The organism is Citrobacter sp. CK199 (genome assembly GCF_030333285.1).
In the GTDB taxonomy this organism is placed as follows: Bacteria; Pseudomonadota; Gammaproteobacteria; order Enterobacterales; family Enterobacteriaceae; genus Citrobacter_B; species Citrobacter_B koseri.
Window position 1 is genome coordinate 1 of the sequence record NZ_JAOWGF010000023.1, and the last position, 26,083, is coordinate 26,083.

Here is a 26,083-nt window from a genome sequence, read left to right on the forward strand (position 1 = left end):
TTGTTCCGTGTCAGTGGAGGCGCATTATAGGGAGTTATTCCGGCCTGACAAGGGGAAATTCAAAATTATTTTCCGACTGCGTGTTTTTTATTCTTTACGTTTATTTTGCCAACGATTTGTTGGTTAATTGGGCGATGTCGCGGGCAAAATTCGCCACTTGCTCCCAGTCGGTATAGACCACTTCTTTACTCGTATCCGTTTCACCGCCAGACATCTTCATAATGAGTTTAATCATCAGACGGTCATACCAGCGGTAACGAGGGTAACGAAGCGCGCCTGCAATAACAGCGCAAAGATCGGGTCGCCACTGCGAACTCATCAGAAACTTACGCGCGTAGCTGTTGGTCTGCGGTGTGCGCTTTTCAGGTTTACGCGCGACCAGGTTAACGGAATAAAACGCACTCGGCATCGCGTTCAGGCGCGTAGCGTGCTTCTTCACAAACTCCTGGAAAGCGGCATGGTAATGACCATAACGAATAGAGGCGCCAATCACCACGCGATCGTAACTTTGCCAGTCCAGCTCTTCAGTACGATGGAGATTAATCACATCCGCCCAGATCCCCAACTCCTTTAATTCCGAGGCCAGATAAGAAGCTATCTCGCGCGTTTGTCCGTCCCGGGTAGAAAAAAGAATCAATGTTTTCACGTGTTACTCCATTATTCACGCCAGAAGGTAGGGGTAAAAAGTACCAGCAAAGTAAAGACTTCAAGACGACCAAATAACATATTGGCGATCAGAATCCATTTCGCAACAGGGTTCATGCTGGCAAAGTTGTCCGCAACCACACCTAACCCTGGCCCCAGGTTGTTAAGGGTCGCCACAACGGAGGCAAACGCGGAAAAGTCATCCACGCCAGTCGCGATGATGGCCAGCATACTGACAATAAAGACTAAGGCATAAGCAGAAAAGAATCCCCATACCGCTTCGAGGATACGTTCCGGCAGCGCACGGTGCCCCAGTTTTATACTGTAAACCGCATTCGGATGGACCAGACGCTTCAGTTCACGGTTCCCCTGTTTGAACAGCAGCAGGATGCGGATCACCTTCAGCCCGCCGCCCGTTGACCCCGCACAGCCGCCGATAAACGCAGAGCATAACAGCAGCACCGGCAGAAAGAGCGGCCAGCGGGCGATGCTGTCAGTGGTAAACCCGGCGGTTGTCGCCATTGATACGACCTGAAAGAACGCCTGGTTGAGCGTGGTCAGCGCCGAGTTATAGATATCGTGGAACCACAGCACCAGCGTACAGATCACCACCAGCGTCAACTGAACGCCAATGAACATGCGAAATTCAGGGTCACGCCAGTAAACTTTCAGGCTGCGCCCGCTTAATAAAGAGAAGTGCAGACCGTAGTTACAGCCAGAGATCAGCAAGAAGATAGCCATGATGCTGTTAATGGTCGGGCTATCGAAATAACCGACGCTGGCATCGTGCGTAGAGAAACCGCCGATCGCGATAGTAGAAAAACTGTGCCCAATGGCGTCAAACGCGGGCATTCCGGCGAACCATAGTGCCAGCGCGCAGGCCACCGTCAGTAACACATAAATCAGCCATAGCGTCTTTGCCGTTTCCGCAATACGCGGGCGCATTTTATTGTCTTTCAGCGGCCCCGGCATTTCTGCGCGGTAGAGCTGCATCCCCCCAACGCCGAGGATAGGAAGAATCGCCACCGCCAGCACAATGATCCCCATCCCGCCAAACCATTGCAGCATCTGGCGGTAAAAGAGAATCGCGTGCGGTAAAGAGTCCAGCCCCACCAGCGTCGTCGCGCCCGTTGTCGTTAAGCCGGAGAATGATTCAAAAAAAGCATCGGTAATGGTGAGGTTCGGGCTTTCAGAGAAGATAAACGGCAACGCCCCCACGCTTCCCAGTACGGTCCAGAACAGCACCACAATGAGAAACCCTTCGCGGGATTTAAGCTCGCCTTTCTCCCGGCGGTTGGGCCACCACAGCAGAGAGCCGATCACCAGTGCGACAAAGAATGTCTGCGTGAATGCCCGCCCCGCCCCATCACGGTAGATCAACGCAACCAGTCCAGGGAGGATCATTGTTCCCGAAAATAAAATGACCAGCAGTCCAACGATTCGGGTAATGGCGCGAAAATGCATCTCTGCCGCTTCCTTTGTTCTTCAAAATGAGGTGGGATTATTCTTCAATCGCTAACAATTGCAATGAACCACGGCTAAAATCCGCCAGCCTTGCTGAAAATTCATCCACATTTGCATAAGGAAGCGCCACCCTGAGCCGAACGAATGCCTGATAATCGCTGGTAACGATTTGACCGGCAAACTGCCCTAATAATGCTTCTATTCCGGCCAGTTGGCCGTACTCACACTGCAAAGTATATTCGGTTAACGGCGTCTTGCGCTGCGTCGTTAACTGACGCAACGCCTGATTCACGCCGCCGCCGTAGGCTTTTACCAGCCCACCGGTGCCGAGCAGAATACCGCCATAGTAACGCACCACGACAGCGGTGATCTCGCCAACGCCGCTGCCCATTAGCTGGGCAAGCATCGGTTTGCCCGCCGTTCCCGCCGGTTCGCCATCATCAGAAAATCCCAGCTGTTGTGAATCATCCGGCGCGCCCGCCACCCATGCCACGCAATGATGACGCGCATCTGGATGCGCCGCTCTGACAGCATCAACAAAGGCTTTCGCCGCTTCAACACCGTCCGTGTGGGCGAGCAGCGTAATGAAGCGGCTTTTTTTGATCTCTTCCTCGACAGTGACCGGCGCCGCAGGGATTAACCAGCTGTCCATCACGCCAGTTTCAAATCCCGCGTCATATTTTCAACACCGTTTTCGTGAATCGCCACGTTGTCTTCAATACGAATGCCGCCGAACGGTTTCAGCGCTTCAATTTTCTGCCAGTTGAAATGCTTGCTGAATTGCCCCTCGCGCCACGGCACCAACAGCGATTCGATAAAGTAGATCCCCGGCTCAATGGTCAACACCATGCGCGGTTGCAGCACGCGGGTGCAGCGCAGATAAGGGTATTTCGACGGCGCGGCCAGATGCGTCCCGGTATCGTCCTGCATAAAGCCTGCAACATCATGAACCTGAAGACCCAGTTGATGGCCAATACCGTGCGGCATAAACGGCCCGGTGAGATTGTTCTCGACCATCGCTTCTTCGCTGATATCGGTGACAATCTGATGCTTACGCAGCAATTTCGCGATGCGTTGATGGAACTGAATGTGATAATCCACGTAGCTGACGCCCGCTTTCATGGTCGCAATCAGCGCCAGCTGTTCGTCATTCACATCTTTGATTAACTGAGCGTAATCGGTGTCATTGTTTGCCGCCCAGGTACGCGTCAGGTCTGCGGCGTAACCGTTATATTCCGCCCCGGCATCCAGCAGGAAGCTGCGCATTTCAGACGGCGCGCGATGATCCAGTTTGGTGTAATGAAGAACCGAAGCGTGCTCGTTGAGCGCCACGATATTGCTATAAGGCACATCGGTGTCACGGTGGCCGGTTGCGGTCAGGTAAGCCAGGTTAATGTCGAACTCGCTCATACCGGAACGGAACGCTTCTTCTGCGGCACGGTGTCCATTCACCGCCGTTTTCTGCGCTTCACGCATACAGGCCAGTTCGTAATCCGTTTTGTACGCACGGTAGTAATGCAGGTAATCGATCACCCCTTTCGGGTTGATGTTGCTGGCGGTGATATCCAGTTGCAGCGCACGCTCCGGCACCGGACCGATGTAACCGATATTACCGCGCGCGGCAGGGAGCTGGCTGCCAATACCGTCGGCTTTCGGCAGGGCAATCACCTCTACCTCTTCTGTCCAGAATGACGTGGGCAGCGGCTCAACGTTGTGCCAGTAATCCACCGGCAGGTAGAACCACAGTTTGGGTTTATTCACGCCATCGACCAGCAACCAGCAATTTGGAACCTGTGTGACCGGTACCCAGGCTTTAAACTGCGGGTTAACTTTAAACGGATAGGGATGGTCGTCGAGGAAGACGTTGATAAGCTCGCCGGAGTGAATAAGTAGCGCATCCAGCTTAAAACGCGCCAGTGCGTCACGCGTCCGTTCTTGTAAGGTAACGATATGATTTTTATAGAGTGCGGCCAGTGATTCCATTTTCTACCCTTCTGTTTTTTTGACCTCGAGTCTCCGCATCTTAGCACATCGCTCCGGGAGAGCGTGATTTCTGCCGAGCGTGATCGCATCGGCATTTTTTTAATCTCTCATTTGCATTTTTTTAACACAAAATACACACTCGCTTCATCTGGTATGACCAGATCACCTTGCGGATTCAGGAGACTGACATGCTTTACAAAGGCGACACCCTGTACCTCGACTGGCTGGAAGATGGCATCGCCGAACTGGTGTTCGATGCCCCAGGATCGGTCAATAAACTCGACACTGCGACCGTCGCCAGCCTCGGCCAGGCGCTGGACGTGCTGGAAAAGCAAACAGATTTAAAAGGGCTGCTGCTGCGCTCTAACAAAGCAGCCTTTATTGTCGGTGCCGATATCACCGAATTCCTTTCGCTGTTCCTTGTTCCTGAAGAACAGTTAAGCCAGTGGCTGCACTTTGCCAACAGCGTCTTTAATCGCCTCGAAGATTTACCGGTGCCAACGCTTTCCGCCATCAACGGCTATGCGCTGGGCGGCGGCTGCGAGTGCGTACTGGCGACCGATTATCGTCTGGTGACGCCGGATCTGCGCATTGGCCTGCCAGAAACGAAGCTGGGCATCATGCCGGGCTTTGGCGGTTCTGTCCGTATGCCGCGTATGCTGGGCGCTGACAGCGCGCTGGAAATTATTGCTGCCGGGAAAGACATCGGCGCTGAGCAGGCGCTGAAAATCGGCCTGGTCGACGGTGTCGTGAAACCGGAAAAACTGCTTGATGGCGCAATAGCGGTATTACGTCAGGCGATTGACGGCTCACTGGACTGGAAAGCCAAACGCCAGCCGAAGCTGGAACCGTTGAAGCTCAGTAAAATTGAAGCGGCGATGAGCTTTACCATCGCCAAAGGTATGGTGGCGCAGACAGCCGGGAAGCATTACCCCGCCCCGATGACCGCCGTGAAAACGATCGAAGCCGCCGCACGCTTTGGCCGTGAAGAAGCGCTGAATCTGGAAAATAAAAGCTTTGTCCCGCTGGCGCATACCAATGAAGCCCGCGCGCTGGTCGGCATCTTCCTCAACGATCAGTTCGTGAAAGGTAAAGCGAAAAAGCTGACCAAAGACGTTGAAACACCGAAGCAGGCAGCCGTACTGGGCGCAGGTATTATGGGCGGCGGCATCGCTTACCAGTCAGCCTGGAAAGGCGTGCCGGTGATCATGAAAGATATCAACGACAAATCCCTGACGCTGGGCATGACCGAAGCGGCGAAACTGCTGAATAAGCAGCTGGAACGCGGCAGGATCGACGGACTGAAACTGGCGGGCGTGATTTCAACAATTCACCCAACGCTGAACTACGCCGGTTTTGATCGCGTTGATGTGGTGGTCGAAGCGGTAGTGGAAAACCCGAAAGTGAAGAAAGCGGTACTGGCGGAGACCGAAGACAACGTCCGCCCGGATACCGTGCTGGCGTCAAATACGTCCACCATTCCAATTAGCGAACTGGCAAGCGCGCTGAAGCGCCCGGAAAACTTCTGCGGCATGCACTTCTTTAACCCGGTACACCGGATGCCGCTGGTTGAAATCATTCGCGGCGAGAAAAGCTCGGATGAAACCATCGCTAAAGTCGTCGCCTGGGCCAGCAAAATGGGCAAAACGCCGATTGTGGTCAACGACTGCCCCGGCTTCTTTGTTAACCGCGTACTGTTCCCGTATTTCGCCGGTTTCAGCCAGCTACTGCGCGACGGCGCCGATTTCCGCAAAGTCGACAAAGTGATGGAGAAACAGTTTGGCTGGCCGATGGGCCCGGCTTATCTGCTGGATGTGGTCGGGATCGATACCGCGCATCATGCACAGGCAGTCATGGCGGCCGGTTTCCCACAGCGTATGCAGAAAGATTATCGTGATGCCATCGACGCGCTGTTTGACGCCAGCCGCTATGGTCAGAAAAACGGTCTGGGTTTCTGGCGCTATAAAGAAGACAGCAAAGGCAAGCCGAAGAAAGAAGAAGACGCGGCCGTAGACAGCCTGCTGGCAGAGGTCAGCCAGCCGAAGCGCGACTTCAGCGACGAAGAGATTATCGCCCGCATGATGATTCCGATGGTTAACGAAGTGGTGCGCTGTCTGGAAGAAGGCATCATCGCCAGCCCGGCAGAAGCGGATATGGCGCTGGTTTACGGTCTGGGCTTCCCTCCGTTCCACGGCGGCGCGTTCCGCTGGCTGGATACGCTCGGCAGCGCAAAATATCTCGATATGGCGCAGCAGTATCAGCACCTCGGCCCACTCTATGAAGTGCCGGAAGGTCTGCGTAACAAAGCACGCCATAACGAACCGTACTATCCCCCGGTTGAGCCAGCCCGCCCGGTTGGCGACCTGAAAACGGCTTAAGGAGTCACAATGGAACAGGTTGTCATTGTCGATGCAATTCGCACCCCGATGGGCCGTTCAAAGGGCGGCGCATTTCGTAACGTGCGGGCAGAAGATCTCTCCGCACACTTAATACGCAGTCTGCTGGCGCGTAATCCCGCGCTGGAAGCAACCGCTATCGACGACATTTACTGGGGCTGCGTGCAACAAACGCTGGAGCAAGGTTTTAACATCGCCCGCAACGCCGCGCTACTGGCTGAAATCCCCCACTCCGTTCCGGCGGTCACCGTTAACCGTCTGTGTGGTTCCTCCATGCAGGCGCTGCACGATGCCGCACGGATGATCATGACCGGTGACGCACAGGCGTGCCTGATTGGCGGCGTGGAGCATATGGGCCATGTGCCAATGAGTCATGGCGTCGATTTCCATCCCGGCCTGAGCCGCAACGTAGCCAAAGCCGCCGGGATGATGGGGCTGACGGCAGAAATGCTTTCCCGTATGCACGGCATCAGCCGTGAAATGCAGGATGCGTTTGCCGCACGTTCACACGCCCGCGCCTGGGCAGCCACGCAGTCCGGCGCGTTTAAAAACGAGATCATCCCGACCGGCGGTCATGACACCGACGGCGTGCTAAAGCAGTTTAGCTACGACGAAGTCATCCGCCCGGAGACCACCGTCGAAGCGCTGTCGACTCTGCGCCCCGCGTTTGATCCGGTCAGCGGCACCGTGACCGCAGGCACTTCTTCCGCCCTCTCCGATGGCGCAGCCGCCATGCTGGTAATGAGCGAAAGCCGTGCGCGTGAGCTGGGTCTGCAACCACGCGCCCGCATTCGTTCAATGGCGGTTGTCGGTTGCGATCCCTCGATTATGGGTTACGGCCCGGTTCCGGCGTCAAAACTGGCGCTGAAAAAAGCAGGGCTTGCCGCCAGCGACATCGATTTGTTTGAAATGAACGAAGCGTTCGCCGCGCAGATCCTGCCGTGTATAAAAGATCTGGGACTGATGGAGCAGATTGACGAGAAGATCAACCTCAACGGCGGCGCGATCGCACTGGGCCACCCGCTGGGTTGTTCCGGGGCGCGCATCAGCACCACGCTGTTGAATCTGATGGAGCGCAAAGACGCCCAGTTTGGCCTGGCGACGATGTGTATCGGATTAGGTCAGGGTATCGCGACAGTATTTGAGCGAGTTCAATCATAGAGCGTTATTTATTGCAGGCCGGGCAAGCGAAGCGCCCCCGGCGACCATGCCGGATGACGACGCTCAGGCGTCTTATCCGGCCTACAACGCAAATGCCACTCTATAACAATTTAGTTGCCGTTCTTCCCGCCTGTCAGGGGCGGGTTTTTTTATTGCTTAGATAAAGGCAAACGCATCGCCAAACAGGCGATCTTCCCGCGCGTTACGCTCATTGCAGAACAGGTCACGAGCGATTTTCGCCATCTCAAAACGACCGGCAATGTAGATATCATGCCCCGCCAGCGTACCGTGATCCTGCAATACCGCAGTTAATACCGTACCCGTGCGGCCACGCCAGCCTTCTTCCGGTTGTTCAACCACCGGCTCAACGCGCAGATTCGGATGTTGAACCGAAAGCGCCTCCAGCTCAGCGAGATCGTAGAGATGCTTCTCTTCACGTCCGCCCCAGTAGATCGTCACGTCGCGATTCGGATTACGCGCAAGCGCCGTCAGCAAAATTGAACGGACATAGGAGAAACCCGTTCCCCCCGCAATCAGAATCAGCGGGCGTTCTTCATCATCACGCAGCCAGGCTTCGCCATGCGGAATATCGACGACAATTTCTCTGTCTTTCAGAATGCGATCCATCACCGCCATCGCATACAGATTAAGCTCCGAAGCGCCAATGTGCAGCTCAATGAATCCGTGCTCATCCGGCGTGGAGGCCATAGAGAACGGACGCTTATCCCTCTCATCCATTACGACCATCAGATACTGACCAGCGCGAAAGGAAAACGCCGCGTCTGGCACTAAACGAACGCGATATACGGTATCGGTGATAGCTTCTACCGAGGTCACTTTACAGCTTAAGGTTGTCATGCGCTCCCTCTGTCGGGTCTATAGGGCAAAACGATCGCGCCTCAGGCGCCTTTACCGTCGTTAAAGATGGCCAACTCATCCCAAATCGCGTCAATACGCGCAGTCACTTCAGGATCTTTCTTGATAGGACGCCCCCACTCACGTTGGGTTTCGCCCGGCCATTTGTTTGTGGCATCCAGTCCCATTTTTGAACCTAGCCCGGAGATCGGCGAGGCAAAATCCAGATAATCAATGGGGGTGTTTTCTACCAGCACCGTATCCCGCGCCGGGTCCATACGGGTGGTGATCGCCCAAATCACATCATTCCAGTCGCGTGCGTTGACGTCGTCATCGCAGACGATAACAAATTTGGTATACATAAACTGGCGTAAAAATGACCAAACGCCCATCATGACGCGTTTCGCATGACCCGCGTACTGCTTTTTCATCGTTACAACGGCCAGTCGATAAGAACACCCTTCCGGCGGAAGATAGAAATCAACAATTTCCGGGAACTGCTTTTGCAAAATCGGGACGAAGACTTCATTCAACGCCACACCGAGCACAGCAGGTTCATCAGGCGGTCGGCCGGTATAAGTCGAGTGATAAATGGCGTCTTCACGCTGCGTAATGTGCGTAACGGTGAAAACCGGGAAGTTATCCACTTCATTGTAATAACCGGTGTGGTCGCCATACGGCCCTTCCGCCGCCATTTCGCCCGGTTCAATATAACCTTCCAGGACGATTTCCGCACTTGCAGGTACTTCAAGATCGCTGGAGAGACATTTAACCACTTCCGTCTTTGTGCCACGCAGCAGCCCTGCAAACGCGTATTCCGACAGTGTATCCGGTACGGGAGTCACTGCGCCGAGAATGGTGGCCGGATCGGCGCCCAGCGCCACGGCAATCGGGAAACGCTCGCCAGGATGCGCCGCGCACCACTCCTGGAAATCCAGCGCGCCGCCACGATGCGACAACCAACGCATGATCAACTTGTTTTTGCCGATCAGTTGCTGACGGTAGATCCCCAGATTTTGCCGCTCTTTGTGAGGGCCACGCGTCACGGTCAGCCCCCAGGTAATAAGCGGCGCGGCATCTTCCGGCCAGCAGGTCATGATGGGAATACGCTGTAAATCAACGTCGTCGCCAGAGAACACTTTCTGCTGGCACGGCGCGCCGCGTAGTCGTTTGGTCGGCATGTTCAGCACTTGCTTAAACTGCGGCAGCTTATCAAACAGGTCACGGAACCCTTTCGGCGGCTCCGGCTCTTTCAGAAACGCCAGCAGCTTGCCGACTTCGCGCAACGCGGTGACATCTTCCTGGCCCATACCCATTGCGACGCGTCTGGGCGTGCCAAACAGGTTGCACAGCACCGGCATCGCATAGCCTTTGGGATTTTCAAACAACAGAGCTGGCCCGCACGCACGCAGCGTACGGTCAGCAATTTCAGTCATTTCCAGATGAGGATCTACCGCAAGCGTAATGCGTTTGAGTTCACCCTGCTGTTCCAGCAGCGTCAGGAAGTCGCGTAAGTCGTGATATTTCATGGCGTCAGTTGTGGCCTCTTTGTAAGCGCCTCATTATACGGCGTTCATCATCGTGATGCTGTATTTTTGTTAAATTAGCGTGAACTCTGACGGTACAGGGGAACCCGGGGGTTATCTACCCAATAAATTTCAGATTGCGGCGAGGTAGCCAACAAAGAAGCAGCCTGAAATACAACGGGTATAATTAACTTAGCGCATGGCTTTTGTTATGCTTGCGCCCCGGACAAGCGGATAAGAGTTATTATGCAATCCTGGTATTTACTGTACTGCAAGCGCGGGCAACTTCAGCGTGCCCAGGAACACCTCGAAAGACAGGCGGTAAATTGCCTGACGCCGATGATCACGCTGGAAAAAATGGTGCGCGGCAAACGTACCGCCGTTAGCGAACCGCTCTTTCCTAACTATCTGTTTGTTGAATTCGACCCGGAAGTGATTCATACCACCACGATCAACGCCACGCGCGGCGTCAGCCACTTCGTGCGGTTTGGCGCGCACCCTGCCACCGTTCCGTCCAACGTGATTCATCAGCTTTCTGTCTACAAACCGGAAGGCATTGTTGATCCCGAAACGCCCTACCCAGGGGACAGCGTGATTATCACTGAAGGCGCATTTGAAGGTCTGAAGGCGATTTTTACCGAACCGGATGGCGAAGCGCGCTCCATGCTGCTGCTTAACCTGCTGAATAAAGAGGTGAAGCAGAGCGTGAAAAACACCGCGTTTCGTAAAGTTTAAGCGCGCTTTAGAAGGCAATCCCAAACAGCGTTTTGACATTGGCATCCGTTGTGGCCGCCAGCCATTGCGGGTCTTCCCCGCGCCAGTGGGCAACGCGCGCAAGAATGTGCGCCAGATGCGCCGGTTCGTTACGCCGCGAAGCCGGTTTAGGCGTGAGATCGCGCGGCAACAGGTAAGGGGCGTCGGTCTCAATCAACAGTTTTTCCGCAGGGATGAAGGGCAGCAACTCACGCAATTCAAGACCACGACGTTCATCGCAGACCCAACCCGTGATACCGATATAAAGCCCTCTGTCTATGCACTCCTGCATCTCCTTACGCGTACCGGTAAAGCAATGCAATACCGCGCCTGGGAGTTTATCCAGCCACGGCTCAAGCAGCGCCAGAAAACGCGCATGCGCATCCCGACAGTGCATAAAAACGGGCATCTGCAACTCAGCGGCAATGCGCAACTGCGCCTGGAAGGCGCGTTCCTGTTCTTGCGGCGTGGAAAAATTACGATTGAAGTCCAGACCACATTCGCCAATCGCCACCACGTCCGGCTGGCTCGCCAGAGCCACGATCGCGTCTTCAGTTTCTGATTGCCACTGGCTGCTGTCATGCGGATGTACGCCAGCCGTCGACCAGCAGCAGGCGTAACGCTGCGCCAGTTTTTGCGCCTGCTGGCTTTCATGTAGATTGGTTCCGGTCAGAAGCATACCCGACACCCCGGCCGCCAGCGCGCGCGTCACCACGTCATCGCGATCTTTCGCAAATTGCGAACTGGTTAAATTAACGCCGATATCAAACATGCTTCCTCCCATATAACAACCGCCCTGACGGGCGGTTGCGTTTATTCTTCAGTTTTCCCGGCCTGCTCAGTCTCGGCCTCGTCATCTTCTTCTCGTGGACGTCGTTTACCGACATAGAAGCGAGAGAAGAACACGCCAACCTCAAACAGGCAGTACATCGGTATCGCCAGCAATGTTTGTGAGAAGACATCTGGCGGCGTCAACAGCATCCCCACGACAAACGCGCCAACCACGACGTAAGGACGCTTCTTACGCAAGTCCTCAGGGGTAGTTACCCCCATCCAGCAGAGCAGGACAATCGCGACGGGCACCTCGAAAGAGACGCCGAATGCCATAAATAACGCCATCACAAAGCTGAGGTAACTGGCGATATCGGTAGAAACCTGTACGCCCTGCGGCGCGGTATTGGCAAGGAAACCAAACGCGAGCGGGAAGACCACAAAGTAGGCGAACGCCATGCCGATATAGAACAGCAGCGAGCTGGACACCAGCAGCGGCACGACAAGACGACGTTCATGCTTATACAGCGCAGGGGCAATAAACGCCCATACCTGGTACAAAATCACGGGCGCAGACAGGATCAGCGACACCATGAAAGTCAGTTTGATAGGGGTGAAAAACGGCGAGGCCACGTCGGTGGCGATCATCGTCGCACCCTGCGGCATCTGTTCGATCAGCGGCGCGGCAACCATGTGATAAATGTCATTGGCGAAATAGACCAACGCCAGAAAAATCACAATAACCGCAATAATGCAGTTCAACAGACGCTTACGCAGTTCAATCAGATGCGTAATAAGAGGTTGGGTATCATCTACAGCCATGTTTACGATTTATCACTCGACGAGGGGGAGGATTCGACAACAGTCGCGGCGGATTTCTTTTCTGCGTCCATCTCGTTTACGGAAGCGGCTTCCGTCTGTTCAGGCTGCCCGGCATCAGCCGTTTCCGGTGTTTGCTCAGGAGAATTGGCCTGGGTTTCAGCGGCGGCAGGTGTAACCCCTTCATGCTGCGCTTCGTTATCCTTCACCACCGGATTATGGATGGTATGCGCTTCATCGCTCGCTTTTTCAGGATCGTTGGCGCTGTAGGAACGCTTCATCGACTCCGCGGCCTGACGAAGTTCATCCATCGAGGCTTTCAGTTCTGGAGTCAGGTTCTGGAGGCTCGCTTTTTCGACCTTCTTCAGACTGTCCTGAAACTCCTGGAGCTTCAGCTCCTGGGTCAGTTCATTCTGCACCGTGGTCGCAAGGGATCGCAACGCGCGTACCCAGCCCGCTACCGTTTTTACCGCTACCGGCAATCGTTGAGGCCCCAGAACGATGAGGCCGATCACGAACACCAACAGCAGTTCGCTAAAACCGATGTCAAACACGAATTATACCTGCTCTTTATCGTGACTTTTGGCGTCTTCTTTCTTCGCTTCGCCTTGCGCTTCACCTTGCTTATCAGCGATAGATTTAGCGGTAAAGTCAGCGTCCTGACTGGTTTTATCCTGCTTCGCATCATCATCGCTCATCGCTTTTTTGAAGCCTTTAATGGACGCGCCAAGATCGGAACCGATGGAGCCGAGCTTTTTGGTGCCAAATAGCAGTACAACGATGACGGCAATGATCAACAACTGCCAAATACTGATACCACCCATACGAGTTCCTCTGTGATAGATGATGAATTATTAAGGTCGCATTATACACGACTTGCCTTGAGCGATGAAAAAATCAGCGAGTTTTACGCCAGCCAATCAGCCAGGCGACCAGGCCTCCGGCCATTAACCAGCAAGGCATCAGCCCCCATTCCGGGCGGCTGACAAGCAGGAATGTCCCACTTAACAACAACGTCGCGCCAATGCCCAGTAAATAGCGGGATTGTCCCTGACGCACATGATTCTCCTGAAGCTCGCGCGCAATCTTATCAACACTGTGCTGTAAATATTTGCCCTGGCGCAAACTGTCATACACCAGTTCAGGTATTTCTGGCATTTTTTCGACCCAGAACGGCGCTTTTTCCTTAAGTGCTCTGGTGAGCGCAGGAATGCCAACCTGATCTTTAATCCAGGATTCAAGAAACGGCTTTGCCGTTTTCCACAGATCCAACTGTGGATAGAGCTGGCGTCCAACCCCTTCAACATACAGCAATGTCTTTTGTAACAATACCAGCTGTGGCTGGACTTCCATGTTAAATCGACGCGCCGTATTGAAAAGGTTTAATAAAACGTGACCAAACGAGATTTCCGCCAGCGGTTTTTCGAAAATAGGCTCGCACACGGTGCGGATAGCGAACTCAAACTCTTCAACATTGGTATCCGGTGGCACCCACCCTGAATCCACATGCAGTTCCGCTACTTTGCGGTAGTCACGGTTAAAGAACGCGATGAAATTCTCCGCCAGATAGCGTTTGTCCTCTTTGTTCAGCGACCCCACAATGCCGCAATCAATCCCAATGTATTTCGGATTTTCAGGATGCTCATAGCTGACGAAGATATTGCCAGGGTGCATATCCGCATGGAAAAAACTGTCGCGGAACACCTGGGTAAAGAAGACCTGTACGCCACGCTCAGCCAGCAGCTTCATGTTGGTGCCGTTCTTTTCCAGCGTCGCCACATCCGAAACGGGAATGCCGTAAATCCGCTCCATGACCATCATGTCCTGACTACAGTAGTCGGAATAGACTTCGGGAACATACAGCATGGGGCTGTTTTCGAAATTACGCCGTAGCTGGATGGCGTTTGCCGATTCACGCAGCAAATTCAGCTCATCGATCAGCGTTTTTTCATACTCGCGAACGACTTCGGTCGGGCGCAGGCGTCGTCCGTCCGGCAGCAGGCGCGGCACCCAACGGGCAAGACGGTAGATCAGTTTTAAATCGGCTTTAATAACCGGCAGAATATCCGGGCGGATAACCTTAATCACCACCTCTTTACCATTCGACTTCAGCCGCGCGGTATGTACCTGGGCAATCGACGCAGAGGCTAATGGCTGGATGTCAAAGTCATCAAACCACTCTTCAACAGGCAGGCCGCCCATTGCTTCTTCAATTTGTGCTTTCGCCAGCGCGCCATCAAAAGGGGCGACTTTATCCTGCAATAGCGCAAGCTGATCGGCAATCTGAGGCGGGAAAAGGTCACGACGGGTGGAAAGCATTTGACCAAATTTGATCCACACCGGCCCCAGCTCCTGCAAAGCCAGCCTTAATCGTTCACCCAGCGGTTTGTCTTTATGCCGGTTCGGCATCCAGAATAATGAGTAACGCCATAACCGAAGCGGCAGCGTGATACGCATTTTGGGGATCAGCTCATCAAGGCCGTAACTTAAAAAGGTGCGAATGATGAAATAAAGGCGCCGTACTTCACCTGGCGTCATTTGGCCTCCAGTTTTTCCAGCCGTTTAGTCAGCGCGTCTACTGCACGCTCAACGGCTGCCGTTTCTTCTGCAAACCATGCCACTTCCAGCGGCCCAGGCGCCATACGCCACTCTTCAGTCATCGCCTCAGCGATATAACGCTGCTGACGCTGAATGTTATGACGTAAAAACTTAGCGCCGCCACGCAGGACTTTGCTGATCCCTTCCGCCGCGATATCGCCGGTATAAGGCGCTAAAAGCTCTGCGGGATCGAATTCCGCCAGATCGGCCAGCGCCACAAAATTCTGTACCACCTGAATATCGCCCTGAACCTCCAGCTCGCCGCTGCGAATAAGCGCGGTAAGCCGCTGGCGATCGCGCAATTCAGGCAACACGCTGGCATGCGTGATAACCGTGCAATCAGCCTCGCCTTCCCATGCCCCCAGCACATCGACCTGGCGTTCACTGAACACCAATACGAGCGGCGTCGAAAATCCTTTGAGCTCCACACGCAGCACCTTGTCCTGCAAACGCGCTCTGGCGGATTTCAGCGCCGGTGAACGGTACAGAAAGGTATTGAGCAGATTTTCGATTCCTGCGGTCACGAAGGGTGTAAAAGGCATCCCCGGTCTCCTGTCAGAACTTATAGCCACGATGCAGCGCAACAACGCCCGCCGTCAGGTTGTAGTAATCGACGCTTTCAAACCCGGCGTCCTGCATCATCGCTTTTAAGGTGTCCTGATCCGGATGCATACGGATAGATTCCGCCAGATAGCGGTAACTGTCCGCATCATTCGCCACGACTGAGCCAATACGCGGCAAAATGTGGAATGAATATGCGTCATACGCTTTGCTCAGCGGCTCGATAATTGGTTTAGAAAACTCAAGCACCAGCAAACGCCCGCCCGGTTTCAGTACACGGTACATGGAGCGCAGCGCTTTCTCTTTTTCCGTCACATTACGCAGACCAAACGAAATGGTGATGCAATCGAATGTGTTATCCGGGAAAGGTAGCGCTTCGGCGTTGGCCTGCACGTACTTAACATTGCCAATCACGCCAATGTTACGCAGTTTCTCGCGGCCCATTTTGAGCATTGAGTCATTGATATCCGCCAGGATAACGTTGCCGGTTTCGCCAACCAGACGCGAGAATTTGGCTGTCAGGTCGCCTGTACCGCCCGCCAGGTCAAGAACGGTCTGACCACGACGTACGCCGCTACAGTCGATGGTGAAGCGCTTCCACAAGCGGTGAATGCCAAATGACATCAAGTCATTCATGACATCGTACTTTGACGCCACAGAATGAAAAACGTGGGCCACCATGTCAGCTTTCTGCTCTTTAGCGACGGTCTGAAAGCCAAAGTGCGTCGTTTCTTGTGAATCTTCCACCATCTCAGTGCCTGCTCATCAATAAAATGTTCGAGAAGTGTAACAGATTGGGCCAATTTGCCCTACCCTTCAACCGGGCTCCGCTACCCCGAATGAACTAGTGCGATTGCTGATTTACCCGCTCATCATCAGCACAAGGCGTATCCTGTTGATCTTCAGGAACCGCGCGTAAACGATACTCTTCATCCTGCGAGGTCGCACGTTCAACCAGATCCGGATTTATCTCGCGTTTGATTTCCACCCCCAGCTCACGAAAAGCCTCCGCCTGCGCCAGCACATTTCCACGCCCTGAGGAGAGTTTTTTCATGGCTTGCCGGTAGTTGTCCTGCGCTTTGTCCAGACTCTGGCCGATGGACGACATGTCATCGATAAATAAGCGCATCTTGTCGTAGAGTTTGCTGGCTCTGTCTGCGATGTGCTGCGCGTTACGGCTTTGATGCTCATAGCGCCATAAGTTGGCAATCGTACGCAACGCCACCAGCAACGTCGTCGGGCTGACCAGCATAATATTATTTTTAAGCGCTTCGGTAATCAGTTCGGGCTGTCTGTCCAGCGCCAGTAAAAACGCAGGCTCGACAGGAATGAACATCAGCACATAGTCGAGCGTGCGTAACCCCGGCAACTGCTGGTAATCCTTGCGCCCCAGCAAGCGAATATGGTTACGTACTGACGCGATGTGCTCCTGCAACGCGCTTTCGCGCGTGTACTCATCTTCAGCGTTAAAATAGCGCTCATAGGCAACCAGCGTCATTTTGGCGTCGATGACGACATCCTTCCCTTGCGGCAGACGCACAATGACATCCGGCTGCATACGCGAGCGGGCGTCATTTTCAATACTCACCTGGGTTTCATACTCATAACCTTCACGCAGACCCGAGGCTTCAAGTACGCGCGTCAGCACCACTTCTCCCCAGTTACCCTGGGTTTTATTATCGCCTTTCAACGCGCGCGTCAGGTTCACCGCTTCCTGCGTCATCTGCGCATTCAGCTGTTGTAGATTGCGGATCTCATGCGCCAGGGTGTGGCGTTCACGCGCCTCCTGACCAAAGCTGTCCTGCACCTGGCGACGGAAGCCATCCAGCTGTTCGCGCAGCGGCGTTAACAGGCTATTCAGACTCTGGCGGTTTTGCTCATCAACCCGGCGGTTGCTCTGCTCGAAGATGCGGTTGGCAAGGTTCTCAAACTGCTCGCTTAAGCGCTGTTCGCTGTTGATCATCTGGCGGATTTTATCTTCCGCATGCAGCTGAGTGGCCTCCAGCCGCGTGGTAACTTCACGCAGATCCGCTTCCAGCGAGGTGTTGATGTCCCGCAGATTGCGCAGTTCGTTATTGAGCAGTTCACACTCTTCGCGCCAGTGTTCGCTTAACGCAACCTGCTGTCTTGCAGCGCTGAGCGACGCCACAATCTCTTCACGCTCCGCCAGCTGTTCGGCCTTATGCTGCGCCTGTTGATAACTGGCGATCAGCCAGCCTACCCCCACACCTGCCAGCGCCAACACGGCATACAAAATGATTGTGATATCCACCACGCCCCCTGCATCAAGGAATTACCCGCACAAAATAGAATTGTGCTGTATAAACGTCCAGTTTGAAAGGGTTTTCCTGCGAGGCGCTACGCAAAAAGAAAAGGCCGAACGCGTCGGCCTTTCGTGGGGAAGGGAAGAATTACAGCAGACGACGCGCCGCTTCCACGACAATTTTCACCGCATGGCTTTCGGTCTGTTTCATCGTTTCCGCATTCGGGATCTCTTGCTGAGTGCGGTTAACGATAACGCCCGCCACCATACCGGCACGCAGACCCTGGCTCGCGCACATGGTCAGCAGCGTGGCGGATTCCATTTCGTAGTTCATGACGCCCATCGATTGCCACTCTTCCATAGAACCTTTGAAACGACGAACAACGCGGCCAGAGAAGGTGTCGTAACGTTCCTGACCCGGATAGAAGGTGTCAGAAGAGGCGGTAACGCCAACGTGAGTGGTCGCGCCCACGGATTTCGCCGCTTCAACCAGCGCAGTCGTACATTCAAAATCGGCGACGGCCGGGAACTCCATCGGCGCAAAGTGCAGGCTCGCTCCGTCCAGACGTACAGACGCGGTTGTGACCAGCACATCGCCCACGTTGATATGCGGCTGAATAGCGCCAGTGGTGCCGATACGCAGGAAAGTACGAATACCCAGTTGCGCCAGTTCCTCTACCGCAATAGAGGTGGACGGGCCGCCAATACCGGTAGAGCAGACGATGATAGCTTTACCATCCAGCTCAGCACGCCAGGTGGTGAATTCGCGATGAGATGCCAGCTTAACCGGCTTTTCCATCAGCGCGGCGATCTTTTCCACACGCTCCGGGTCGCCAGGGACGATAGCCAGCGTAGCCCCTTGTAAATCATTTTTGGTGAGGCCGAGATGAAAAACATCAGACTTGGACATAAAAACTCCTCTGTGAATCGGGTTTGTCAGAAGAAGCAAAAAGACACTTTACCGAAGAGCTAAAAATAGTTTCGTGACGCTCATCACCATGAAGTAAATAAATTGCATTGAATTACCATGAAATAGTGATGTTAGTCACATAAACATATCAATACCGCGCACCATTGCACAAAAGATAGCCTGTTTCAGGCAATGTGATTTGTTGCATGCTGTCTATATTTAACATTGCGCTATTTCCTTAAGGGTACGGAGAATACCATGACAACGATACAACAATCTGGCTTTGCACCTGCTGCTTCCCCCCTTGCTACCACAACGGTTCACACCCCTGATGACGCCATTATCGCAGGCGTAACATCTATTCCTACTCAGGGTGATGAGATGCCCGCCTGGCACGCGCGGCCAAAAGTGAACGATGGCGCGTTACCCGTTGTCATTGTGGTGCAGGAGATCTTTGGTGTTCATGAACATATTCGCGACGTTTGCCGCCGCCTGGCGCTGGAAGGGTATCTGGCTATCGCACCAGAACTCTATTTCCGCGAAGGCGATCCGAATGATTTTGCCGATATCCCAACGCTGTTAAGCGGTCTGGTGGCCAAAGTACCGGACTCTCAGGTACTGGCGGATCTGGACCACGTCGCCAGTTGGGCCTCCCGCAACGGCGGCGATGTGCATCGTCTGATGATAACCGGCTTTTGCTGGGGCGGGCGCATTACCTGGCTGTATGCTGCACACAATCCACAGTTAAAAGCCGCGGTAGCATGGTATGGAAAGCTGGTCGGGGACAAAACCCTAAACTCGCCCAGACACCCGGTGGATATCGCGACCGATCTGAACGCGCCGGTTCTGGGGCTGTATGGCGGGCAGGACACTGGCATTCCCGTGGATACCGTCGAAACCATGCGGCAGGCGCTGCGCGCAGCAAACGCCAAAGCGGAGATCGTCGTTTACCCGGATGCAGGACATGCTTTTAATGCGGATTATCGTCCGAGCTATCATGAAAAGTCGGCGAAAGATGGCTGGCAAAGAATGCTGGAGTGGTTTGCGCAGTACGGCGGGAAGAAATAAACGTTAATTGCCCGGTGGCGGCTACGCCTTACCGGGCCTACAACAGTTGCGATTTCCTGTAACCCGGGTAAGCGCTAGCGCTTCCCGAGCAGCGAATTACGCCTGACGCAGATTCTGCGCGGCTTTGACCATGTTCGCCAGCGCGGCGCGGGTTTCCGGCCAGCCACGGGTTTTCAGGCCGCAGTCCGGGTTCACCCACAGACGTTCCGCCGGAATACGCTGAGCGGCTTTATTCAGCAGGGCTTCAATCCACTCGACGCTCGGTACGTTCGGCGAGTGAATGTCGTAGACGCCCGGCCCGATTTCGTTCGGGTATTCAAATTCTTCAAACGATTCCAGCAGCTCCATATCAGAACGCGACGTTTCAATGGTAATCACGTCCGCATCCAGCGCCGCGATAGAATCCATGATGTCATTGAACTCGCAGTAACACATGTGGGTATGGATCTGGGTATCATCCTTCGCCACCGCAGCGTTGATGCGGAAGGCTTCCACACCCCATTGCAGGTAAGCATCCCAGTCGCTGCGACGCAGCGGCAGCCCTTCACGCAGTGCCGGTTCATCAATCTGAATGATGCCGATTCCCGCCGCTTCCAGATCGGCAACCTCATCACGCAGCGCCAGCGCAATCTGTTTAGCGATGGTTTCACGACTCACATCTTCACGCGGGAATGACCAGCAGAGGATCGTCACCGGACCGGTCAGCATCCCTTTCACCGGTTTATCAGTCAGGGACTGCGCGTATTTCGCCCACTCCACGGTGATCGGTTCCGGGCGGCTGACATCGCCAATGACGACCGGCGGTTTCACGCAGCGGGAGCCATAGCTCTGCACCCAGCCATTCTGGGTGAAAACAAAACCGTCCAGATGCTCACCGAAATACTCCACCATGTCGTTACGCTCGGCTTCACCGTGTACCAGTACGTCTAAACCTAAACGCTCCTGCTCAACGATCGCCTGTTTGATGTGTTCAGCGATGCCGGTACGGTAGTGATTTGCATCAAGGTTGCCCTTTTTGAAGTCCAGACGCAGGCCGCGGATTTCCGTCGTCTGCGGGAATGAGCCGATCGTGGTGGTCGGCCATGACGGCAGGTTAAAACGGTTACGCTGCGCCTGGGCACGTGCGGCATAAGGGCTGGCACGCTGGCTGTCCTGGGCGGTAATTGCCGCCAGACGTTTCTCCACCGCCGCGTTGTGCACGCGGGTGGAGTGGCGACGAGCCTGAATCGGCGCGCTCCACGCTTCAAGTTTTGCCGTGTCGCCGCTGTTCAGCGCATCGCGCAGCAGCGCCAGTTCACCACATTTTTGCAGCGCGAAAGCAAACCAGCTCTTCACTTCCGCATCCAGACGGGTTTCGACGCTCAGGTCGATCGGGCTGTGCAGCAGAGAACAGGACGAGGCCACCCACAGGTCGCGTTTGCCGACAATGTCCTTAATTTGCGCATATTTTTCCGTAAGATCGGCGCGCCAGACGTTGCGACCGTTAACCAGCCCCGCAGACAGCAGCCAGTCAGACGGCAAACGCTTGTGCAGTTCGGCAACGTCATCTTTACCGTGTACCAGATCAACATGCAGACCCTGCACCGGCAGCGCGGCGATGGTATCCAGATTCGGCGTGACGCCTTCAAAATAGGTCGTCAGCAGCAGCTTCACCTGGCCTTGCAGCGCATCATACGCAGGCTTGTAAGCATCCAGCCATTCCTGCGGCAGTTCCAGCACCAGCGCAGGTTCATCAATCTGTACCCATTCAACGCCGCGTTTCGCCAGCTCGGTCAGTACCTGTTTGTAGACCGGCAGAATGTCGTTCAGCAGGCTCAGACGGTCGAACGACTCACCTTTCACTTTACCCAGCCACAGGTAGGTTACAGGCCCCAGCAGTACCGGTTTCACCTTGTGACCCAGCGCCAGCGCTTCGTCCACTTCATCCAGAAGCTGAGTCCAGGTCAGTTTAAACTGCTGACCCTTCACAAACTCCGGCACCATATAGTGATAGTTGGTGTTAAACCATTTGGTCATTTCCGCCGCCGCAGCCGGCTCACCGGTCGGCGCGCGACCGCGGCCAATGCGGAACAGAGTGTCGATATCCACCGAGCCGTCACTGTTCTGATGACGAGCCGGTACATTGCCCAGCAACAGGCTGGTGGTCAGAACATGGTCGTACCAGGCGAAATCGCCCACCGGCAGCAGGTCGATGCCCGCCTGCTTTTGTTGATCCCAGTGGCGCGCACGCAGTTCACGTCCAGTTGCCAGCAGGTCTTCACGGGTGGCGTTGCCCGCCCAGTAGCTCTCTTGCGCTTTTTTTAACTCACGACGCAGGCCAACGCGAGGAAAACCGAGGGTGTGATTGCGGATTGTCATGTTTATTCCTCTCTTATTTCATTGAATCTGAAGAAAAACTCTAAATAGTTCGGCTTGCAGGAAGGCGGCAACGATGCGCATCCCCAGGATGCTTACTGAAGTAAGTGACTGGGGTAAGCGAGGAAGCCAACGCATCTGCAAGTCGAAATATGACGAGTTTTAGCCGTCCAGATGTTTACACATCTATAATTGGCAGGTACTGTATATTCCTCAAGCGCAATTTACTCATGCCGAAGTGAAGGACTTTCATGATCGAGATTAAACACCTGAAAACGCTCCAGGCGTTGCGGAATAGCGGTTCGCTGGCGGCTGCGGCGGCTACGCTGCACCAGACCCAATCCGCCTTGTCTCACCAGTTCAGCGATCTGGAACAGCGCCTTGGCTTCCGGTTATTTGTCCGTAAGAGTCAGCCGCTGCGTTTTACGCCACAGGGGGAAATTCTCCTGCAACTGGCAAACCAGGTACTGCCGCAGATTAGCCGCGCCCTACAGGCCTGTAACGAACCACAGCAGACCCGATTACGCATTGCGATTGAATGCCATAGCTGTATTCAGTGGCTGACCCCGGCGCTGGAAAACTTCCACGCCAGGTGGCCGCAGGTTGAGATGGATTTCAAATCCGGCGTGACGTTTGATCCCCAGCCCGCGCTGCAACAGGGGGAGCTGGATCTGGTGATGACATCAGACATCCTGCCGCGCAGCGGGCTGCACTATTCGCCGATGTTCGATTTTGAAGTACGACTGGTGCTGGCGCCCGATCATCCGCTGGCCAGTAAGACGCAGATTACGCCGGAAGATTTAGCCAGTGAGACGCTGTTGATCTATCCGGTACAGCGCAGCCGACTGGATGTCTGGCGGCATTTCCTGCAACCCGCCGGCATCAGCCCGTCACTGAAAAACGTGGATAACACCCTGCTGCTGATTCAGATGGTCGCCGCCAGAATGGGTATTGCCGCCCTGCCGCACTGGGTAGTGGAGAGTTTCGAACGCCAGGGGCTGGTCGTCACCAAAACCCTGGGCGACGGTTTATGGAGCCGCCTCTACGCTGCGGTGCGCGATGGCGAGCAGCGTCAGGCGGTGACTGAAGCGTTTATTCGCTCGGCGCGGAACCACGCATGCGACCATCTGCCGTTTGTACGGAGCGCGGAGCGACCCACTTCCGATGTACCCACAGGGAAGCCAGTATCACAAGCGCGCCTGTAATAAAACTCGGCCAGTGGGGCTGTTGATGCCAGATAGCCAGATTAACCAACAGTCCCGCAGGCACATGCATATTGTTCATTATGCCTAACGTACCGGCATCCACCTGGGTCGCGCCATAGTTCCACATGAAGTAGCCGATGCCCGACGCCGCCACGCCCAGGAAGATCAGAATGCTCCACTGTAGCGTCGTTTCCGGCATATTCTGCGCGTTCCCCAGCATAGACCAGGCGACAATGGCCACCAGAAACGCCCCGACGTAAAACCAGGCGAACGCGTTATGCTGCGGCATAGGCCGGGTTTCCATCAGACGCTTGTAGCCCACCATCCCGATGGCAAAACTGATATTGGAAAGCTGTACCAGCAGTAACCCCGTCCAGAAATGATCGGTAACCTGGTCGTAACGAATAATCCCAGCACCGATGACCGCCAGCAACGCGCTGAAGGCATAACCCCAGCGCAGGCGACGCTTGCTCATCAAATCATAAATCAGCGTGATATAAAGCGGCGTGAGGACGGTAAACAGCAGCAGTTCGGAGACCGTCAGATAGAGATAGGCGCGGAAACTCAGCATATACATAATGCCAAGCTGCATCGCTCCCACCAGCATATACAGGCCAATGGTTTTTACGCTATGCCCACGGGTACGCAGAAACGGGAGAAACACCAGCGCTGCCAGCCCAACACGCACCAGCACCGCAAAATAGCTATCAACATGACCCGCGAGATACTCGCCGAACAGGCTAAAGGAGAAGGCCCACAGGATAGTGGTAATGATGAGTAGCGCCACAATGGATGTCTCTTTGAATAAGGGGCACCCATTGTAGCGGAGAGTTTAGTTGACAACTGGTCAACTAAAGAGCAATCGCATTACCGCAAAAAGAGCTTACGCAGATAATGCGGTACGGCATCGTCGGCATTGATGCCAATGATTTCCAGGCCCGGATGCAGATCTTTCAGGCGCTGATGGGCATTGCCCATAATGCAGCCTTTCCCCGCCATCGAGAGCATTTCCGCGTCGTTCATGCCATCGCCAAACGCAATGCAATCCTGCAATTTGTAACCCATCGCTTTCGAGACGGCTTCCAGCGCATGCCCTTTCGACACGCCTCCCGCCATCACTTCCAGACAGGTCAGCGTAGAGAAACTGACGTTCACGCGATCGCCCCAACGTGCGTTAATCGCCTGCTCCAGCGGCAGTAGTTTTTCATGCGCATCGCTGGTGAAGAACACTTTGCTGACCCCTTCAGGCTCCAGCATCGCCGGTTCGAACAGCGAATAGTGAAATACCGCTTCTTTGAAGAAACGCATTTCATCCGGGCGGTGGCGGTTCATAAACCACTCGTCATCGCGATAGACGTTAGTCACGATATCCGGGCTTGCATTCACTACGCCAAACAGATCGCTGGCGATGTCGCGGTCAAGGTTGTGAGTGAACACCAGGTTCCCGTCGGTGTCATGCACGCGCGCGCCGTTGGAGGTAATCATGTAAGACTTAATCTCAAGATTATCGCGGATTTGCCCCACATCGACGTGGTGGCGGCCAGTCGCGAACACAAAATTCACGCCACAGGCGGTCAATAATTTCAGCGTCTCTTTCGCGTAAGGGGACAACGTGTGATCGGGAGAGAGCAGCGTACCATCTAAATCAGACGCAACAACCTGATACATAAGAAAATTAAACCTCAAGGCAAAGCGGTTTCCGCTGGATGAATTAGTTATGCCTGTCGAAAAATTCGACAATGGCGTTAAGCGCGACTGAGCGCATTGCGTCCTTTTCAAAAAGGATCTCATGGTACGCGCCTTTTATGACAAGCGGTCGCTCTCCCTCTACGGGATGGCCCGCTGCGGCGCGGATTTCACAAAAACGGTCATGCGCGCGGTTATCCACCACACGCTCTTCTTCAGCCTGAACGAGTAGCACAGGGGTTGCGTCATCACCCGCCCCCGCCAAAGCCTGCTCACCGGCCAGAATACCTTCACGCACCCAGTGGTAAGTCGGCCCCCCGACGCGCAGCCGGGGTTCATCGGCATAGAAACGTAAATTGCGCCGATAGCGCTGCCGACTGTGCGTTAGCACATTCATACTAAAGGGCAGCGCTCGCCAGCGCCCGGTGCCAATGGCATACCCTTCACGGATTCGCTGATGCCCCTCGGCCCAGTCAAGAATGTGGCGCACCATCCATTCCGGTAAGCGCATCACGATACCAAACATCGGCGCGCAAAGCGCGATGGCATCACACTGGACGGCGTTGCGTTGCAGGAACAGCGTGGCGATAGCGCCCCCCATAGAGTGCGCCAGAATGTAGCGTTTCCGCCACGGCCCCGATTGCACTTCCTGCTGCCAGAATGCGGTTAAGTCATCGACATAATCGTTAAAATTGACCACATGACCACGGTGCGTATCCGACAGCAAACGCCCGGAGCGCCCTTGCCCGCGGTGGTCAATGATGAGGACATCAAAACCAAGATGGAACAGGTCATACGCCAGTTCGGCATACTTTACGTAGCTTTCAATACGACCTGGACAGATGACGATGACACGATCGTTTTTCTGTGCGTGAAAGCGGACAAAGTGTACGGGAACGTCGTCCACGCCCGTGAATTCGGCTTCTTCCCGCTGACGCCAGAAATCTGTCAGTGGCCCCATAGAAAAAGCAGCGAACGCGTTTTCTCTCGTTTCCCAGTCCTTTTGCTGCTGAAACATCGGGTATCCAGCCTCGTTTACCAGGTAAAAATCGTTTTCTTTATGA

The 26,083-nt window shown here is 54.6% G+C and carries 24 protein-coding genes; 5 read left to right on the forward strand and 19 right to left on the reverse strand.

The window, feature by feature from the left end; genetic code table 11:
* Positions 1–100: 100 nt before the first annotated feature.
* The 4 genes from hemG to pepQ are packed head-to-tail and all read right to left on the reverse strand — an operon-like array spanning position 101 to position 4,092.
* Positions 101–646: a menaquinone-dependent protoporphyrinogen IX dehydrogenase gene (gene hemG, locus OGX75_RS03770; RefSeq protein ID WP_047459942.1), complete on the reverse strand. Its 546-nt coding sequence runs from the start codon at positions 644–646 to the stop codon at positions 101–103.
* Positions 647–657: 11 nt separating this feature from the next.
* The gene (trkH, locus tag OGX75_RS03775) at positions 658–2,109 is read right to left on the reverse strand and encodes a Trk system potassium transporter TrkH (RefSeq protein ID WP_012131195.1); all 1,452 of its coding nucleotides are present in this window, start codon (positions 2,107–2,109) and stop codon (positions 658–660) included.
* Between the two features lie 37 nt (positions 2,110–2,146).
* Positions 2,147–2,761 (reverse strand): IMPACT family protein, encoded by a 615-nt coding sequence (locus OGX75_RS03780; protein ID WP_012131194.1) that lies wholly within the window; start codon positions 2,759–2,761, stop codon positions 2,147–2,149.
* Complete coding sequence (gene pepQ, locus OGX75_RS03785; RefSeq protein WP_286451060.1) at positions 2,761–4,092, reverse strand: Xaa-Pro dipeptidase; 1,332 nt, start codon at positions 4,090–4,092, stop codon at positions 2,761–2,763. The genes OGX75_RS03780 and pepQ overlap by 1 nt, the downstream gene beginning before the upstream one ends.
* A gap of 188 nt (positions 4,093–4,280) precedes the next feature.
* Here pepQ and fadB point away from each other — a divergent pair, with 188 nt between their 5' ends.
* On the forward strand, positions 4,281–6,470 hold the full coding sequence (gene fadB / locus OGX75_RS03790) for a fatty acid oxidation complex subunit alpha FadB (protein WP_071258148.1): 2,190 nt from the start codon (positions 4,281–4,283) through the stop codon (positions 6,468–6,470).
* 9 nt (positions 6,471–6,479) lie between these two features.
* Positions 6,480–7,649, forward strand: coding sequence for an acetyl-CoA C-acyltransferase FadA (fadA, locus tag OGX75_RS03795; RefSeq protein WP_286451061.1), 1,170 nt, complete (start codon positions 6,480–6,482; stop codon positions 7,647–7,649).
* 156 nt (positions 7,650–7,805) lie between these two features.
* Here the strand turns inward: fadA and fre are convergent, their stop codons facing one another.
* Together fre and ubiD are read right to left on the reverse strand one after the other, a co-directional pair.
* Positions 7,806–8,507 (reverse strand): NAD(P)H-flavin reductase, encoded by a 702-nt coding sequence (gene fre, locus OGX75_RS03800; protein ID WP_012131188.1) that lies wholly within the window; start codon positions 8,505–8,507, stop codon positions 7,806–7,808.
* Between the two features lie 41 nt (positions 8,508–8,548).
* Positions 8,549–10,033 carry a 4-hydroxy-3-polyprenylbenzoate decarboxylase gene (ubiD, locus tag OGX75_RS03805; RefSeq protein WP_286451062.1) on the reverse strand — a complete coding sequence of 495 codons (1,485 nt, stop codon included), beginning with the start codon at positions 10,031–10,033 and terminating at the stop codon, positions 8,549–8,551.
* A 243-nt stretch (positions 10,034–10,276) separates the two neighbouring features.
* Between ubiD and rfaH the strand changes: the two genes are divergently transcribed.
* On the forward strand, positions 10,277–10,765 hold the full coding sequence (rfaH, locus tag OGX75_RS03810) for a transcription/translation regulatory transformer protein RfaH (protein WP_104867953.1): 489 nt from the start codon (positions 10,277–10,279) through the stop codon (positions 10,763–10,765).
* A 7-nt stretch (positions 10,766–10,772) separates the two neighbouring features.
* On the opposite strand, the gene tatD is transcribed toward rfaH, so the two are convergent.
* From tatD to udp, 9 genes are all read right to left on the reverse strand, one after another.
* Positions 10,773–11,555, reverse strand: coding sequence for a 3'-5' ssDNA/RNA exonuclease TatD (tatD, locus tag OGX75_RS03815; RefSeq protein ID WP_058668356.1), 783 nt, complete (start codon positions 11,553–11,555; stop codon positions 10,773–10,775).
* 41 nt (positions 11,556–11,596) lie between these two features.
* Positions 11,597–12,376: a Sec-independent protein translocase subunit TatC gene (tatC, locus tag OGX75_RS03820; RefSeq protein ID WP_012131184.1), complete on the reverse strand. Its 780-nt coding sequence runs from the start codon at positions 12,374–12,376 to the stop codon at positions 11,597–11,599.
* Between the two features lie 2 nt (positions 12,377–12,378).
* Entirely contained in the window at positions 12,379–12,927 is a 549-nt protein-coding gene (gene tatB, locus OGX75_RS03825; protein ID WP_012131183.1) for a Sec-independent protein translocase protein TatB, read from the reverse strand.
* 3 nt (positions 12,928–12,930) lie between these two features.
* Entirely contained in the window at positions 12,931–13,197 is a 267-nt protein-coding gene (tatA, locus tag OGX75_RS03830) for a Sec-independent protein translocase subunit TatA (RefSeq protein ID WP_012131182.1), read from the reverse strand.
* Positions 13,198–13,270: 73 nt separating this feature from the next.
* Positions 13,271–14,911 carry a ubiquinone biosynthesis regulatory protein kinase UbiB gene (gene ubiB, locus OGX75_RS03835; RefSeq protein WP_012131181.1) on the reverse strand — a complete coding sequence of 547 codons (1,641 nt, stop codon included), beginning with the start codon at positions 14,909–14,911 and terminating at the stop codon, positions 13,271–13,273.
* Positions 14,908–15,513 (reverse strand): ubiquinone biosynthesis protein UbiJ, encoded by a 606-nt coding sequence (gene ubiJ, locus OGX75_RS03840; protein ID WP_012131180.1) that lies wholly within the window; start codon positions 15,511–15,513, stop codon positions 14,908–14,910. The genes ubiB and ubiJ overlap by 4 nt, the downstream gene beginning before the upstream one ends.
* A 13-nt stretch (positions 15,514–15,526) precedes the next feature.
* Positions 15,527–16,282 (reverse strand): bifunctional demethylmenaquinone methyltransferase/2-methoxy-6-polyprenyl-1,4-benzoquinol methylase UbiE, encoded by a 756-nt coding sequence (ubiE, locus tag OGX75_RS03845; RefSeq protein ID WP_012131179.1) that lies wholly within the window; start codon positions 16,280–16,282, stop codon positions 15,527–15,529.
* Positions 16,283–16,376: 94 nt separating this feature from the next.
* Positions 16,377–17,804, reverse strand: coding sequence for a DNA recombination protein RmuC (rmuC, locus tag OGX75_RS03850; RefSeq protein WP_024130102.1), 1,428 nt, complete (start codon positions 17,802–17,804; stop codon positions 16,377–16,379).
* A 139-nt stretch (positions 17,805–17,943) separates the two neighbouring features.
* The gene (gene udp / locus OGX75_RS03855; RefSeq protein WP_012131176.1) at positions 17,944–18,705 is read right to left on the reverse strand and encodes a uridine phosphorylase; all 762 of its coding nucleotides are present in this window, start codon (positions 18,703–18,705) and stop codon (positions 17,944–17,946) included.
* 258 nt (positions 18,706–18,963) lie between these two features.
* Here udp and OGX75_RS03860 point away from each other — a divergent pair, with 258 nt between their 5' ends.
* Positions 18,964–19,773: a dienelactone hydrolase family protein gene (locus OGX75_RS03860; protein ID WP_286451063.1), complete on the forward strand. Its 810-nt coding sequence runs from the start codon at positions 18,964–18,966 to the stop codon at positions 19,771–19,773.
* A gap of 96 nt (positions 19,774–19,869) precedes the next feature.
* Here the strand turns inward: OGX75_RS03860 and metE are convergent, their stop codons facing one another.
* On the reverse strand, positions 19,870–22,131 hold the full coding sequence (gene metE / locus OGX75_RS03865) for a 5-methyltetrahydropteroyltriglutamate--homocysteine S-methyltransferase (protein ID WP_012131174.1): 2,262 nt from the start codon (positions 22,129–22,131) through the stop codon (positions 19,870–19,872).
* Between the two features lie 248 nt (positions 22,132–22,379).
* Here metE and metR point away from each other — a divergent pair, with 248 nt between their 5' ends.
* Positions 22,380–23,333 carry an HTH-type transcriptional regulator MetR gene (gene metR, locus OGX75_RS03870; protein ID WP_012131173.1) on the forward strand — a complete coding sequence of 318 codons (954 nt, stop codon included), beginning with the start codon at positions 22,380–22,382 and terminating at the stop codon, positions 23,331–23,333.
* Here the strand turns inward: metR and OGX75_RS03875 are convergent.
* From OGX75_RS03875 to pldB, 3 genes are all read right to left on the reverse strand, one after another.
* Positions 23,221–24,120, reverse strand: coding sequence for a carboxylate/amino acid/amine transporter (locus tag OGX75_RS03875; protein ID WP_115609805.1), 900 nt, complete (start codon positions 24,118–24,120; stop codon positions 23,221–23,223). The two genes, metR and OGX75_RS03875, sit on opposite strands and share 113 nt — an antisense overlap.
* Before the next feature lie 80 nt (positions 24,121–24,200).
* Positions 24,201–25,001, reverse strand: a complete 801-nt coding sequence (yigL, locus tag OGX75_RS03880; protein ID WP_012131170.1) for a sugar/pyridoxal phosphate phosphatase YigL — start codon at positions 24,999–25,001, stop codon at positions 24,201–24,203.
* Between the two features lie 43 nt (positions 25,002–25,044).
* On the reverse strand, positions 25,045–26,037 hold the full coding sequence (gene pldB / locus OGX75_RS03885) for a lysophospholipase L2 (protein ID WP_012131169.1): 993 nt from the start codon (positions 26,035–26,037) through the stop codon (positions 25,045–25,047).
* Between the last annotated feature and the right edge of the window lie 46 nt (positions 26,038–26,083).

Bases quoted from the DNA above. Each gene is read 5' to 3' on its own strand.
- pepQ (WP_286451060.1), bottom strand. From the start codon at position 4,092: ATGGAATCACTGGCCGCACTCTATAAAAATCATATCGTTACCTTACAA.
- OGX75_RS03860 (WP_286451063.1), top strand. From the start codon at position 18,964: ATGACAACGATACAACAATCTGGCTTTGCACCTGCTGCTTCCCCCCTT.
- metR (WP_012131173.1), top strand. From the start codon at position 22,380: ATGATCGAGATTAAACACCTGAAAACGCTCCAGGCGTTGCGGAATAGC.
- ubiD (WP_286451062.1), bottom strand. From the start codon at position 10,033: ATGAAATATCACGACTTACGCGACTTCCTGACGCTGCTGGAACAGCAG.
- trkH (WP_012131195.1), bottom strand. From the start codon at position 2,109: ATGCATTTTCGCGCCATTACCCGAATCGTTGGACTGCTGGTCATTTTA.
- udp (WP_012131176.1), bottom strand. From the start codon at position 18,705: ATGTCCAAGTCTGATGTTTTTCATCTCGGCCTCACCAAAAATGATTTA.
- tatD (WP_058668356.1), bottom strand. From the start codon at position 11,555: ATGTTTGATATCGGCGTTAATTTAACCAGTTCGCAATTTGCGAAAGAT.
- pldB (WP_012131169.1), bottom strand. From the start codon at position 26,037: ATGTTTCAGCAGCAAAAGGACTGGGAAACGAGAGAAAACGCGTTCGCT.
- tatC (WP_012131184.1), bottom strand. From the start codon at position 12,376: ATGGCTGTAGATGATACCCAACCTCTTATTACGCATCTGATTGAACTG.
- ubiB (WP_012131181.1), bottom strand. From the start codon at position 14,911: ATGACGCCAGGTGAAGTACGGCGCCTTTATTTCATCATTCGCACCTTT.
- yigL (WP_012131170.1), bottom strand. From the start codon at position 25,001: ATGTATCAGGTTGTTGCGTCTGATTTAGATGGTACGCTGCTCTCTCCC.
- rfaH (WP_104867953.1), top strand. From the start codon at position 10,277: ATGCAATCCTGGTATTTACTGTACTGCAAGCGCGGGCAACTTCAGCGT.
- fadB (WP_071258148.1), top strand. From the start codon at position 4,281: ATGCTTTACAAAGGCGACACCCTGTACCTCGACTGGCTGGAAGATGGC.
- tatA (WP_012131182.1), bottom strand. From the start codon at position 13,197: ATGGGTGGTATCAGTATTTGGCAGTTGTTGATCATTGCCGTCATCGTT.
- fadA (WP_286451061.1), top strand. From the start codon at position 6,480: ATGGAACAGGTTGTCATTGTCGATGCAATTCGCACCCCGATGGGCCGT.
- OGX75_RS03780 (WP_012131194.1), bottom strand. From the start codon at position 2,761: ATGGACAGCTGGTTAATCCCTGCGGCGCCGGTCACTGTCGAGGAAGAG.
- ubiE (WP_012131179.1), bottom strand. From the start codon at position 16,282: ATGGTGGAAGATTCACAAGAAACGACGCACTTTGGCTTTCAGACCGTC.
- fre (WP_012131188.1), bottom strand. From the start codon at position 8,507: ATGACAACCTTAAGCTGTAAAGTGACCTCGGTAGAAGCTATCACCGAT.
- ubiJ (WP_012131180.1), bottom strand. From the start codon at position 15,513: ATGCCTTTTACACCCTTCGTGACCGCAGGAATCGAAAATCTGCTCAAT.
- metE (WP_012131174.1), bottom strand. From the start codon at position 22,131: ATGACAATCCGCAATCACACCCTCGGTTTTCCTCGCGTTGGCCTGCGT.